Origin of the sequence: Tomitella gaofuii (assembly GCF_014126825.1) — a bacterium.
GTDB lineage: Bacteria > Actinomycetota > Actinomycetes > Mycobacteriales > Mycobacteriaceae > Tomitella > Tomitella gaofuii.
Window position 1 is genome coordinate 2,080,532 of the sequence record NZ_CP059900.1, and the last position, 13,550, is coordinate 2,094,081.

Annotated in this window: 9 protein-coding genes and 1 pseudogene; 6 read left to right on the forward strand and 4 right to left on the reverse strand. The window is 68.2% G+C overall.

The annotated features are described in order from the left end of the window. Positions 1–263 precede the first annotated feature (263 nt). Positions 264–1,295 carry a YncE family protein gene (locus tag H4F70_RS09735; protein ID WP_182359978.1) on the forward strand — a complete coding sequence of 344 codons (1,032 nt, stop codon included), beginning with the start codon at positions 264–266 and terminating at the stop codon, positions 1,293–1,295. 46 nt (positions 1,296–1,341) lie between these two features. Continuing rightward, positions 1,342–1,728, forward strand: coding sequence for a hypothetical protein (locus H4F70_RS09740; RefSeq protein ID WP_182347427.1), 387 nt, complete (start codon positions 1,342–1,344; stop codon positions 1,726–1,728). A 6-nt stretch (positions 1,729–1,734) separates the two neighbouring features. Here H4F70_RS09740 and H4F70_RS09745 read toward each other — a convergent pair whose 3' ends face one another. From H4F70_RS09745 to H4F70_RS09755, 3 genes are all read right to left on the reverse strand, one after another. Beyond that, positions 1,735–2,079: a hypothetical protein gene (locus tag H4F70_RS09745; RefSeq protein ID WP_235681446.1), complete on the reverse strand. Its 345-nt coding sequence runs from the start codon at positions 2,077–2,079 to the stop codon at positions 1,735–1,737. Positions 2,080–2,131: 52 nt separating this feature from the next. Then, positions 2,132–3,622, reverse strand: coding sequence for a molybdopterin-dependent oxidoreductase (locus H4F70_RS09750; RefSeq protein ID WP_182359979.1), 1,491 nt, complete (start codon positions 3,620–3,622; stop codon positions 2,132–2,134). Positions 3,623–3,718: 96 nt separating this feature from the next. Then, the gene (locus H4F70_RS09755) at positions 3,719–4,195 is read right to left on the reverse strand and encodes an oxidoreductase (protein WP_182359980.1); all 477 of its coding nucleotides are present in this window, start codon (positions 4,193–4,195) and stop codon (positions 3,719–3,721) included. Between the two features lie 244 nt (positions 4,196–4,439). Here H4F70_RS09755 and H4F70_RS09760 point away from each other — a divergent pair, with 244 nt between their 5' ends. Next, positions 4,440–6,266, forward strand: a complete 1,827-nt coding sequence (locus tag H4F70_RS09760) for a thiamine pyrophosphate-requiring protein (protein WP_182360310.1) — start codon at positions 4,440–4,442, stop codon at positions 6,264–6,266. Between the two features lie 62 nt (positions 6,267–6,328). Continuing rightward, positions 6,329–9,421, forward strand: coding sequence for an FAD-binding and (Fe-S)-binding domain-containing protein (locus H4F70_RS09765; RefSeq protein WP_182359981.1), 3,093 nt, complete (start codon positions 6,329–6,331; stop codon positions 9,419–9,421). Positions 9,422–9,469: 48 nt separating this feature from the next. On the opposite strand, the gene H4F70_RS09770 is transcribed toward H4F70_RS09765, so the two are convergent. After that, entirely contained in the window at positions 9,470–9,715 is a 246-nt protein-coding gene (locus H4F70_RS09770; RefSeq protein WP_182359982.1) for a hypothetical protein, read from the reverse strand. A gap of 82 nt (positions 9,716–9,797) precedes the next feature. On the opposite strand from H4F70_RS09770, the pseudogene H4F70_RS09775 reads away from it, so the two are divergent. Further along, positions 9,798–11,288: pseudogene (locus H4F70_RS09775) on the forward strand (MFS transporter); the annotation flags it as partial. 464 nt (positions 11,289–11,752) lie between these two features. Next, complete coding sequence (locus H4F70_RS09780; RefSeq protein ID WP_182359984.1) at positions 11,753–13,531, forward strand: glycoside hydrolase family 15 protein; 1,779 nt, start codon at positions 11,753–11,755, stop codon at positions 13,529–13,531. The last annotated feature ends 19 nt before the right edge of the window (positions 13,532–13,550 follow it).

The window sequence follows — 13,550 nt, forward strand, 5'->3', positions numbered from 1 at the left end:
CGGAGGTTCCCCGGCGCGCGGGGGTGCAAACCGATCGGCGCGGACACGCACTGTCCGCCGTGCGGCGCACGGTCCGGCCGCTGCGGTCGTGATTGAACCGGTCGGCGTGGGGTAATGCGCCGACAGAGGGCTCGGCCCGGCCGGTGCCGCAAGGAATGCGTCGGGGCGGAGGATCCCCGGTGAGGACGGTGCTCGTGACACGACCTGGTTCACTGCGCCGACGCCCTGCGCTCGCTGCAGCTGCCGCGGTACTGGTCATCACGGTGACCGCTGTGCTCGGCGGGTGCTCCGGCTCGGGGCAGTCGACGTCGGCGTCCGGTTCAGTGACGATGCTGCGCACCTCGACGCCGCTTCGCGAGCCGATCTGGTCGAGTCACGTCGGCAGGCTTCTGGGCGTGACCCCCGACGGACGTGTCGCCTCGGTAGCAGTCACCGGCGACCACCCGGGCGACACGATGCTGTCCGAGCCGCTGGGCGAGGCCGACGAGGTCGCTGCCGGCGGCAAGACCGCAGGCGAGAACCTCGCGATCAACCCGCTCGACGACAGCACCGTGTTCATCGCCATGCCGGCGCAGGGCCGCATCGCGGAACTGCGCATCGGCGGACTCCGGCCGGTGGGCTCGCTGCCGGGCGGCCCGGCTCCCGACACGCTGGCAGTCGAGGCGGGCGCCGGAATCCTACTGGCCATGCCGGCGGACGGGTCGAGCGTGGCCGTCATCGACCTTCACCTGCGCAAGCTCGAGGGTGTACAGCCGGTCGATGCCGGCCCGGGCGGGGGCCTCTCAGGCGCTGGACGAGGCCGCACCATCGACTTCCACGTGACCGGCCGCGGCGGGGTCAGCCACTACAAGAGTCACACGATGCCCGCCGAAGAATCCGGCACCGTGCCCGTCGCGGCGCAGGCCATCGCCGGCGACCGGACGAAGTCCAGCCGCGTCTACGTGGCCGAGCGCGACACGGAGCGCCTGCTGGCGCTGGATACGAAACGGACGCTCACGGGGCTCGAAGAAGTGGGGCATGCCGAGCTGGGCGCGCCCGGCCGGTACATCGGCACCGACAACACGCGCGTATACGCGGCTACGGAGACGGCGCTGGTGGTGCTGGAGGCCAACTCGTTCGAAGGCTTTCCGCGGGACGGAGCCATTCCGCATGTGCGCACCATCGACTTCCGCCAGTCTCTCGACGGCGCCGCCCGCACCGCCCCGCTCAGCGGCCTCGCCGTGGGCCCGGACCGGATCTATCTGACGCTCGAGGGGGTGTCCGGTGTCGTCTCGATCGCCAAACCGCAACTCTGACGCACGGTCCGGGCGGGTTCCGCCAGGGCACGCACCCGACGCCGGTGTGCCGGAGACCGATGCCGCCGTCGCGGCGGCCCCCGGCGTCGACGTCGACCTCGGCATGCTCGAGACCGCGGTCGACGGCCTACGGGAGATGGCGGACGCGCGCGCCGGCGGAAAGAGCCGCGGCAAGCAGCAGTCCGAGGGCGACTCCGGAGACGAAGGTGCCGTCTACGCGTTCTCCATCCGGTGGGGCACGCTGATCTTCGGCCGGCTCGAGAGACTTGAGCACTACAGTCGCGCCGGGCGGCTCGGGCAGGACGGTCAGCGACGGTTCGCGTCGCTGCGGCGTGCGTTGCATGAGCTGGAACCCGCGATGCGCACCTTCGGCGTTGCCGTACCCGCCATCACGCTCGACGAGGGTCGGCCAGGCGGCGGGCACCGGCGGTGACAGTCGTCAGCGCCTCCGATCGTGCGGGCCGTGCGCCTCGCTCAGGAACTCCCCCGCATGCAGCGGGATTCCGGTGCGCGGGCGCGGGCACCCCGGGTTGGCGCAGGTCAGTCCCACCATGTATTCGTCCTGCTCCGCATGGAGGAAAAGGAACCCCAGGTACAAGGCATCGCCCACCGTGAAGCCGCGGCCGCCGCACGCGTCGCATGCCGCCTCACGCCGTCGCAGTTGCTCGAGCACGCGACTGCGCTCCTCGTCGTCGAGAGGGGTGAGTTCCGGTCGTGTCTCCGGCATCTGCGCGCGCGACCGCTTACCGGTCAGCGCGTCCGACGCCGGCTTCACCTCCGCCATGACGTCCGGGTCCTTCCTTCGAGGGCCGTTGCTCGCATCCGGGCTCGTACGTTCATATCTCGACGTCCTTGTCGAAGAAGACGTTGTCCTCACGCCAGCCGCCCATCCCCTTCCCGATCCGGTCGTATGCGGAGACGAACTCGATGTGCTCGACCCATTTGGCCATCTTGAAGCCCACCTGGGTCTCCACCCGCACGCGCAGCGGCGCGCCGTGCTTGATCGGAAGCGGGCCGCCGTTCATCCCGTAGGCCAGCAGCGTCTGCGGGTCCGTCGCGAGCTCGAGGTCGAGGACCTCGTAGAACTGGCCCTCGCCCTCTGCGCTCGGCTCGTCGCGGCCGGAGTCCTGAGCTGTCAGGAAGCAGATGTACTTGGCCTCTGGCAGGGGGCGGACGGCTGCCACCAGATCACGCAGTGGAAGACCGCTCCATTCCGCGATGCCGGACCAGCCCTGGATGCAGTTGTGCAGCGTCCGCTGATCCTGCGTTTCGGCCATCGCTCGGATGTCTGCCATTCCGAGCGTCATCGGATTCTCCACCAGCCCGCCCACGTGGACCTTCCAGTCGACGAACCCGTGCACCGCCATCACTTGGTACTCACGGCTATTGGGTGGTTTGCCGTTGACCCGGTGCTCAGGGGAAATCTCGCGCGCCGAGTAATCCTGCCGCGAGCGCATCGGCCGCAGCAGCCCCAGCCGCGCGTGCCGGATGACCCAGCCGAGCACCTTCTGCACCGATCGCGGGCTCTTCAGGCTCCACACGGTTGCTGCCCAGTGCAGTACCAGGATCCCCGCGATGATCCCCATCGAGGCGCCGATCGCCCAGGAGGTGTTGCGCACGTCCCCGAAGATCATCAGTGCGTTCAGCTGGTCCCACCCCCACAGTGACACCATCAGCAGATGCACCGCGATGAACGCGACGAACGCGGCCAGCCCCAGCAGGTGCAGCGAGCGCGCCGCCTGCCTGCCGCCCCACATCTTGACGTACCACGGGAAGCGGGCTTCGACGGCAGGTGATTGCGCGGCGCCGGTGAGGATTTGAAACGGCGCGAGAAGGAATATCACGCCGAAGTAGGCCAGCTTCTGCACGGCGTCCAACGGCTGGCCGGGCAGCGGTGGCGGTAGGCGGAAGCTCATGTAGGTGACGATGTCGTCCCATGCGTGCGGGAAGATTTCCCACGAGTAGGGCACGTACCGGTGATACTGGCCGGTGGCGAACAGCAGCGCCCAGTAGCTGGCACCCACCAGGACCCAGCAGATGACACTCACGAAGTGCCAGTGGCGGCCGAGGCCGAGATTCCTACGGCCTGGCAGCGCGATGAGCGAAGAGTAGGAGACTTCCTCGTCGAGCGTGTCGTGCAACTTGTCGGCCGGGTGCTTGCGCCGGGTGAACCGGGCCCATTCTGTGCCCGGAATGGAATGGTTGCGCCAATACATCTTCGGAAACCCGGCGAGGATCTCGATGCCGCTGCGGATGAGGAACGTCAGGAACAGGACGTTGAGCCAATGCTCGATGCGCAGCCACGCGGGGTAGTCGAGCTGTGTCACGGTGCGCCTCCTCGCCGCGTGCCGGTGCTGTCACTGTCTTCTCCGGAAGCCGTGGCGCGGTTCCGGCGCCTGTGCCGCCCGTACTGTCCTGCCGGCTCAGTCCTCCCACTGCCGCAGCTGCGGCCGCGCGATGAAGACGCCGAGGGCGATCAGACCGTGCACGCCGAGGAACCCGGCGGTGAACGCCATGCCGAAGGTGCCGGCGGCGAAGTCCCACCAGCCGTCCACATAGGACAAGCCTGGCAGCCCGACGGACCGGCCCACCAGGTAAGTCACGAGGAAGATCACGCAGAACACGTCGCCGAGCACCCACGCCGCCTGTGCGCTGGTCACGCGCTTGCCGGTGAACATCCCGAAGCAGGCGAGCGCCCATCCCACGCACAACACCGCGTAGTAAGCGAGCCAGCCTGGCGGCCACGAGTACTGGCCGAACAGCAGATACAGGTGCACCGCGATCGCCCCGGTGAGCAGCCCGATGCCGATCCCCGTGGTGGTGCGCGGAAGGTTGAACTGGACCCATCCGCCGACGCGCAGCACCCGTGCCGCGCCGGTGTCGGCGAGGACGACGCTCATATGCACTCCCCTGCGTCAGCGATCCGGGCATGGACTGCCTCCGAGCCTCGGCTACCCCGCCCTCCGCACGCCAAACCGCCCTGGAGGTTGCGGCTTGTCCGGGGCGGCGCCCGTCGGTCCGATGCCGGGACGGCGCCGGCAACCCCGGAGCAGGTCCCGGCATTTCGGCGCCGGTGTTTCGCCCGGGGGTTTCCGGGCTACGCCGTATTCGGTGACCGACTCACGTGAGGAGATGGGGACTGCCATGCAGACGACTGCGGAATTCATTATCGGACGACTCCGCGAGTGGGGCATCCACCGCATATTCGGCTACCCGGGCGATGGCATCCTGGCAATGCTCGATGCGCTCAACAAGGCCGACGGCGACCCGGAACTGATCCAGACCCGTCACGAAGAGATGGCCGCCTTCATGGCCACCGGCCACACGAAGTTCACCGGAGAGATCGGCTGCTGCCTCGCCACGTCCGGCGGCGGCGCCATCCACCTGCTCAACGGGCTCTACGACGCCAAGCTCGACCACCAACCCGTGGTGGCGCTCGTGGGGCAGCAGAAGCGCATGTCGCTGGGTGCGGCGTTCCAGCAGGAGATCGATCCCAACACCCTGTATAAGGACGTCTCGTCCGACTTCGTGCAGACATGCATGGCGCCTGCGCAGGCACGTCACCTCGTCGACCGTGCATGCAAGGTGGCGCTGACCAACCGCACGGTCGCCACGATCATTCTTCCGGAGGACGTCGGCGAGTCGGAGGCCGTGCCTTCTCCACCGCGTATGCACGGCGCCGTCTTCAGCGGTGTCGGATGGACGAGGCCGCGGATGATTCCACCGGTCTCCGAGCTGGACAAGGCGGCCGAGATCCTCAACTCCGGCAACAAGGTCGCCATGCTCGTCGGCCACGGCGCGGCAGAGGCCGCGGACCAGGTGGTGGAGGCGGCCGAACTGCTCGGCGCCGGCGTGGCCAAGACGTCGCTGGGGCGTGCCACGTTGCCGGACGACCTCCCCTACGTCACCGGCCCCATCGGGCTGCTCGGCTCCACCGCCAGTGATGCCATGATGCGCGGCGCGGACACCCTCTTCATGGTCGGCACCGCCTTCCCCTACACCGAGTGGCTGCCGGAGGAGGGCCAGTGCCGTGGGGTGGAGATCAACGCGGACGGCCGCATGATCGGCACGCGTTACCCCATGGAGGCCAATCTGGTGGGCGATTCGGTGAGCACCCTCGACGAGCTGCTGCCGAAGCTCAAGCGCAAAAAGGATCGCTCCTGGCGCGAGCATATCGAGTCGCAGGTGGACGAGTGGTGGAAGGTCCTCGACGACCGCGCCCACGACAAGGCCGAACCGCTCAATCCGGAGCTGGTCGCCCACGAGCTGTCCAAGCGGTTGCCGGACGAGGCCGTGATCACCGCGGATGCGGGCTCGGTGGCCAACTGGTGGGCCCGGCATCTGCGGATGCGGCCGGGCATGGGGGCCTCGCTGGCCGGCAACCTCGCGACGATGGGGCCGGGAACGCCGTACGCGATCGCCACGAAGCTCGCCTATCCGACGCGGCCCGTGATCGCGATGATCGGCGACGGGGTCTTCCAGATGAACGGCATGGCCGAGATGATCACGATCAAGCGCTACCTGGACCGATTCACCAAGGGCGGGCCTCTGGTGTTCTGCGTGTTCAACAATCAGGACCTCAACCAAGTGACGTTCGAGCAGCGCGCCCAGGGCGCCGACCCGAAATTCGAAGGCTCCCAGAACATCCCTGACGTCCCGTACGCGGAGTTCGCCAGCATGCTGGGGCTCACCGGGATCCGCTGCGACAGCCCCGACGACATCGGCGCCGCGTGGGACCGCGCGCTGGCGACGGACGGGCCGGTGGTTCTCGAAGTGGTCGTGGACCCGGAGATCCCGCCGGTGCCGCCGCACATGAAGAAGGAGATGGTGAAGAAGACCGCGAAGGCCATGGTCGACGATCCGCAGAAGGTCGGCGTGGCCGCCAAGGGCGCCAAGCAGAAGCTGCACGAGTTCACCGAGTCCGCCAAACAGTACTTGCCGGGCGAGACGGAGAAGCCGGAGTCGGACTAGTGGGCACAGCGCAGAGAACACGGACCATACCTGCACATGGAGATTCCCGGTTCGCGTCCGGGATGGGCTCCGAGGAGAAGATCAACGTCCTCGGACTCGAACGGCACCTTGAACGCCATGTCGAGGGCGAGGTGCGCTTCGATGACGGCAGCCTGGCCATGTACGCCAACGACGGATCGAACTACCGGCAGGTGCCCATCGGCGTGGTGATCCCCAAGACGCTCGACGACGTCGTGGAGACCATGCGCGCGTGTCATGCGTACCGCGCGCCGGTGGTGTGCCGGGGCGGGGGGACGAGCCTGTCTGGCGAGACGGTCAACGTCGCGGTGGTCATCGACTTCTCCAAGTACCTCACTGGAGTGGGTGACGTGGACACCGACCGACGCACCGTCGTCGCGGAAGCCGGCGTGATCAACGAGGAGCTCAACAAGACGATCGGCCACACCGGCTACATCTTCGGACCCGACCCGTCGTCACATTCGCGGTGCACGATCGGCGGGAACATCGGCAACAACTCGTGCGGGATCCACTCGGTGCAATCGCACCTGTACGGTCCCGGTCCGCGCACCTCCGACAACACGGAGCGCCTTGAAGTGGTCACCTATGAGGGCGAGCGCTTCTGGGTGGGGGTCAACGAGGAGGACCGGCTGGAGCAGATCATCGCCGCCGGCGGCGCAAAAGGCCGGATCTATGCCCAGCTCCGCGATCTGCGTGACCGCTACGCCGATGAGATCCGCGCCGGCTACCCGGGGGTGGATGAGATGCCGCGCCGCGTGTCCGGCTACAACCTGGACGAGCTGCTTCCGGAGAACGGTTTCAACGTGGCGCGAGCCTTGGTGGGCACCGAGAGCACCTGTGCGGTGGCGCTGCAGGCCGAGCTCAAGCTCACCCCCGCGATGCTGCACCGCACTTTGGTGGTGGTGCAGTATCCCACCATCGCCGCCGCCGGCGAGCACGTCATGCAGATCCTGGAGTGGAAGCCGATCGGTTTGGAGGCCGTCGACGAAATGCTGGTGAACGACCAGCAGGTGGTCGGCAAGAACGTCGAAGCGCTCCACGAGCTTCCACGCCGGATGGAAGGGGGCGCATGGCTGCTCATCCAGTTCGGCGCCGACGACCCCGCCGATTCCTACGGGACAGCACGCCGGTTCATCGACTGGATGGAGAAGGAGAAGCACTATGACGCTGACCGCATGGTGCTCTCGCGCAGCGTGCAGGACGGCGGCAACAGCGAGGAACTCTGGGCGATCCGCGAGGCCGGCCTGGGCTCCACCGCGTTCCCGCCGGACGGCCGCGACCACTGGCCGGGTTGGGAGGACTCTGCAGTACCGCCCGCGCGCGTCGGTGACTACGTCCGCGACCTGCAGGAGCTTTACGCGAAGCACGGGCTGCGAGGCGCGATGTACGGGCACTTCGCGGAAGGATGCATCCACTCGCGGATCAGCTTCGACCTGCGGCATGCCGACGGGCTGCGCAACTACCGCGTCTTCATGGAGGAGGCAGGTGATCTGGTGGCCTCCTACGGCGGATCGATGTCCGGCGAGCACGGTGATGGCCAGCAGCGTGCGGAGCTGCTGGACAAGCAGTATGGCCCGCGGCTGATGCAGGCGATGCGCGAGTTCAAGGCCATCTGGGACCCGCAGTGGAAGCTCAACCCCGGCAAGGTCGTCGACCCGTACCGGCTCGACGAGAACCTCAAGCTGGGCACCGACTACAACCCGACGCGGCCCGATGTGGTCTTCGCCTACCCGGACGACGACGGGGATTTCGTGCACGCCAACCTGCGGTGCGTGGGTATCGGCGAATGCCGCGTGCCCGAGGCGAGCTCCACGATGTGCCCGAGCTACCAGGTCACCCGCGAGGAGAAGCACTCGACGCGGGGGCGCGCCCGCCTGCTGTTCGAGATGCTGCGGGGCGAGACCATCACGGACGGATGGCAATCGCGCGAGGTGGCGGATGCTCTGGACCTGTGCCTGTCGTGCAAGGGATGCACCAGCGACTGCCCGGTTTCCGTGGACATGCCCACGTACAAGGCCGAGTTCCGCTATCACCACTTCAAGTCGATGCGGCGGTGGCGGCCGCGGTCCGCCTACGCGTTCGGCTTCATCGACCAGGCGGCCCGCGTGGCGGTGCGGGTTCCCGAACTGGCGAACTTCGCCACACAGACGCCTGGCCTGCGTCGGCTGACCAAATGGATCGGCGGCATCGATCAGCAGCGCGATCTACCGACCTTCGCGCCGATGACGTTGCAGCAGTGGTTCTCCCGCCGTGGCGGCACGGCCAACCCGAACGGTACCCGCGTGCTGCTCTTCCCGGACACCTTCACGAACCACCTGCACACCGACGTCGGCCGGGCGTGTGTCGAGGCCATCGAGGCGGCCGGCTATCAGGTGGTGATTCCCGACGGGCACCTGTGCTGCGGTCGACCGCTGTACGATTTCGGTTTCCTCGACGCGGCGAAACGGTATCTGCACCACGTGATCGACGAGATCCGCGACGACGTGCGGGCGGGCACTCCGATCATCGGGATGGAGCCCAGCTGCGTCGCGGTGTTCAAAGAGGAGCTGCCCAACATCCTCCCGCATGATGACGACGCGGAACGGTTGCGCCGCAGCGTCTACCACTTCCCCGAATTCTTCGCCGAGTTCGATGTGGAACCGCCGCGGATGGACGGACCGGTGCAGCTGTGGACGCACTGCCATCAGCGCGCCACAGGCGGCCAGACTCCCGAACAGCACGTGCTCGCGAAGATGGGCGCGCAAGTGGAGCCGCTCTCCGGCGGCTGCTGCGGACTCGCCGGGTCTTGGGGATTCGAAGACGGCAAGTACGGGATCTCGATGGAGTGCGGCGAACAGGCCCTGCTGCCCGCGCTGCGCGGCGCCGACGAGGGCACCCGCCTGGTGGCCGACGGGTTCTCCTGCCGCACACAGGTGGGCGAGGCCGGAGTGGGACGGGATCCGCTGCACCTCGCGCAATTGATGGCGATCGCACGCGGGCGGTCCGACGGCACCGGCGCATCGCCGGTGCCGGGGCCGCCGGAACGGCCCCGGCCGCCGGCCGCGATCCGCCTGTCTCGCACCGCTGGACCCGTCGCCGTCGCGGGAGCCGTTGTCGCAGCACTCGGACGAGCCGCCTGGGTGACGCTCCGTCGGTGAATTCGGGTGCGCCCCGCGGGAGTCGGTCACGACTCCCGCTCCCGACCTTCAGCCGCCAGAACGACGACGTATGGCGTGGGCGATGCGCAGTGGGAACATCCCGAGCAGCGGCGCACGTCGGCCGAGATCGGCCGAGTCCTCCCGATCGAACGCGGTGGCGTAGACCAGTGCGCTCTGCTCCGAGTCGTACATCTTCGTCCCGCCCGGCCGTCCGCAACGCTGGCAGTCCCACGCCATGACCCGGCCCTGCGCTGAGAATCGGTAGCGGTGGCCGAAAACGTGGCAAGCGATCATGTCGATAGTCTTCCCCTTTCGGTCGCCGTCCAACCGCACCGCGCCATAGCATTAACGGCATTGAATCGGGTACCCGCGACTCATGAGCTCCACGATCCAGACCGGAACCATCGAAACCGCCGTGCCCGGCCGACTCGACCGGCTTCCCTGGTCCCGCTTCCACTATCGGGTGCTGCTCGGTCTGGGAACGGTGTGGATCCTCGACGGGCTCGAGGTGACGATGGTCGGTTCGGTGGCGTCGAGGCTGACCGAACCGGACAGTGGGCTCCACCTGAATGCCGGCCAGATCGGTCTCGCCGCGGCGATCTACGTGGTGGGCGCGTGCGTGGGCGCGTTGTTCTTCGGCCACCTCACCGACCGGTTCGGGCGCAAGAAGCTTTTCATGATCACCCTGGCCGTCTACATCGTCGCCACTGTGCTCACCGCGATCTCCTTCGCGCCGTGGTGGTTCTACCTCGCACGCTTCTTCACCGGATCGGGGATCGGCGGCGAGTACGCGGCCATCAACTCCGCCATCGACGAGCTCATCCCGGCGCGGGTGCGCGGACGGGTGGACCTGCTCATCAACGGAACGTACTGGCTGGGGGCCGCGGGCGGGGCGGCGCTGGCGATCGTGTTCCTCAACAAGGACCTGTTGCCGGCGGATGTCGGTTGGCGGCTGGCATTCGCGGTGGGCGCCGTGCTGGGGCTGACGATCATGCTGGTGCGCCGGCATGTGCCGGAGAGTCCGCGCTGGCTGTTCATCCACGGCGATCAAGACGAGGCCGAACGGATCGTCGGCGACATCGAGAGCGACGTCATCGAGCAGACCGGCGAGGAACTCGACGAGGTGCACGAGACGATCACCGTGCGTCAGCGCAAGGCGATACCGTTCCGCACGATCGCGCACACCGCGTTCTCGCTCTACCCGCGCCGTGCGGTGCTGGGCACCGCGCTGTTCGTGGGGCAGGCGTTCATCTACAACGGCATCACGTTCAACCTCGGCACGCTGTTCACGACGTTCTTCGATGTCACGTCCAGCTTTGTTCCGGTGTTCATCATCATCTACGCTGTTGGCAATTTCTTTGGCCCCGTGCTTCTGGGGCGGCTGTTCGACACTATCGGCCGAAAACAGATGATCACGGCCACCTATCTGGGCTCCGCACTGATGACGGTGCCGCTGGCCGTCCTCTTCCTTACCGACGCCGTCGGCCCGTGGGGATTCCTCGCCCTGGTCGTCGCCACCTTCTTCCTCGCTTCGGCGGGAGCGAGTGCGGCATACCTGACGGTGAGTGAAGTGTTCCCGATGGAGACGCGCGCGATGGCGATCGCGTTCTTCTATGCGCTCGGCACCGCAATCGGCGGCATTACGGGTCCGTTGCTGTTCGGCTCCCTGATAGGTACCGGCGAGCGCAGCATGGTGACTGTCGCATTTCTGATAGGCGGCGGCGTGATGGCGCTCGGCGGGATCGCGGAGATCTTCCTCGGCGTGCGCGCGGAACGGGCGTCACTGGAGAATATCGCCCGCCCGTTGACCGCGCAGGACACCGGCGGCGAAGAAGAGGCGGAAGGAGGCGAAGACGCGGGCGTGGCAGGGTCGGAGGCAAGGCGCCGACCGGAGGCAGGCGGCGGAGAGCGCGACGCGCAGCGACACGGCCGTCCGCAACGCATCAGTCAACGACTCCGTCTCGGTCCCGGCACACTGCTGTCGCAGGCCAGGATGTCCGGCTTGGACGTCTCCGAGCTGTCCACCGACGACGACCTGCTCGACCAGGAGGTCGCCGCCATCGTGGCGGCCCTGACAGACCACGGCCCCCTGTCCCGAGATGAACTCGCACGCCGGATCAATGCGCGCTTCTGGGGGCCGGGGAGGTTCGCCGCCGCGCTGCGGGCCGCGGTGCAGCGCGGCGCGGTGCGCAGGACTGGCTCCCGCCGGTTCGCCGCACGATGAACTCCCCCGCGCCCCGGGGACGGCCGTTTCATCGTCCGCCGCACGGGTAGCCGTGTTGTGGCAGCTCCCTGTCCCGCCCGCCCGCAGCAGAATCAGGAGGGCATCGGATGCACCGAACGGACCGCCCGCACTCGGCTCCCCCGCCGCACGTCCTGCGCGACTATGCGCTGCTGGCGGACGGAGAACGCGGGATCCTGGTGGGGCCGCACGGGGACGTCGCGTGGATGTGCTTTCCTTCGTGGCACAGCGATGCCGTCTTCGCGTCGTTGATCGGCGGCGATACCCATTACACGGTGCAGCCGTCCGGCCGGCACGTATGGGGCGGGTACTACGAGGACGTGGGGCTGATCTGGCGTGCGCGCTGGATCACGGACGAGGGCATCACCGAATGCCGCGAGGCGCTGGCATTCCCCGGGGATCAGCACCGGGCGGTGGTGTTGCGGCGGGTGATCGCGGTCGAGGGCACCTCGCATGTGGATCTCACGCTCGCGCCGGGCGCACGGTTCGACAGGGAGCGGATGACCGAACCGCACCGGCACGCGTCGTCCGGAGACTGGCATGCCGGGGCGGGCGGTATCCGGCTGCGCCTCCGGGGAGCGCCGGAGGCCGTGGTGGCACAGGGTCGCACCGGCACCGAGCTGCACATGGCGTTGACCGTGCCGCCGGGCTCGCACCACGACCTGGTGTTCGAGCTGTCGGACGCGCCGCTGGACCCGCCGTCAGCGGATCTGCCCGACGAGGCGGACGCGATGTGGGCCGCCACCGAGAGTGCCTGGTTGTCTGCAGTGCCGCGGTTCGAATCGACCCTGGCCCCCCGTGACAGCAGGCAGGCGTATGCGGTGCTGCGCGGTGTGACTTCATCGAGTGGCGGGATGGTGGCCGCCTCCACCACCGGCCTTCCGGAGCGGGCGGACAAGGGCCGCAACTTCGACTACCGCTACGTGTGGGTGCGTGACCAGTGCTACGCGGGCCAGGCGGTGGCGGCTGCGGGCGCGTACCCGCTACTCGACGACGCCGCGGACTTCATCTCCGCGCGATTGCTCGAGGACGGGCGCAACCTGATGCCCGCGTACACCGTCGGAGGTGGGGCGGTGCCCCCCGAACGCACCCTCGCACTCCCCGGGTACCCCGGCGGCAACGGGATCGTCGGCAACCACGTGCGCTCGCAGTTCCAGTTGGATGCGTTCGGTGAGTCGCTCTTGCTGCTGGCGGCGGCGGCCCGTCACGGCCACATCGACAAGGACCGGTACCGTGCCGCCGCGATCGCTGCCGAGTCCATCGCGCAGTGCTGGCAGAAGCCCGACGCCGGCGTGTGGGAGCTCGGCGAGCGACGATGGACGCAATCGAGGCTGGTGTGCGCCGCCGGGCTGCGTGCCATGGCCGGCACCGCCGCGAGCAAGGGCGACGCCGCCGAATGGAGCGCATTGGCCGATGTGATCGTCGCGGATGCGGCGCGGGACAGCCTGCATTCCACGGGACGTTGGCAGCGCGCGCCCGAGGACGGTCGCGCGGACGCGGCGCTGTTGCTCGCGTCTCTGCGTGGCGCGGTCCCTGCACACGATCCGAGAAGCCGGGCCACGGTGGACTCGGTGCGGGGCGAGCTTGCGCAGGAGAGCTTCGTGTACCGCTTCCGCCACGACGAGCGCCCGCTCGGCACCACCGAAGGAGCGTTCCTGCTGTGCGGATTCTGGATGGCGCTGGCTGAACACCAACAAGGCCACGAGGAGGCCGCGCTGCGCTGGTTCGAGCGCAACCGCGCCGCCGCCGGAACCACCGGGCTGTTCTCCGAGGAGTACGACGTGGGGCAGCATCAACTCCGGGGCAACCTTCCGCAGTCGTTCGTGCATGCGCTGCTTCTCGAAGCGGCGGTCACGCTCCACGGATAGTCCTGGCCCCTGGCGGCTG

Coding starts and splice junctions, on each gene's coding strand:
- H4F70_RS09745 (WP_235681446.1), bottom strand. CDS start 2,079: ATGGCGGAGGTGAAGCCGGCGTCGGACGCGCTGACCGGTAAGCGGTCG.
- H4F70_RS09780 (WP_182359984.1), top strand. CDS start 11,753: ATGCACCGAACGGACCGCCCGCACTCGGCTCCCCCGCCGCACGTCCTG.
- H4F70_RS09770 (WP_182359982.1), bottom strand. CDS start 9,715: ATGATCGCTTGCCACGTTTTCGGCCACCGCTACCGATTCTCAGCGCAG.
- H4F70_RS09765 (WP_182359981.1), top strand. CDS start 6,329: ATGGGCTCCGAGGAGAAGATCAACGTCCTCGGACTCGAACGGCACCTT.
- H4F70_RS09760 (WP_182360310.1), top strand. CDS start 4,440: ATGCAGACGACTGCGGAATTCATTATCGGACGACTCCGCGAGTGGGGC.
- H4F70_RS09755 (WP_182359980.1), bottom strand. CDS start 4,195: ATGAGCGTCGTCCTCGCCGACACCGGCGCGGCACGGGTGCTGCGCGTC.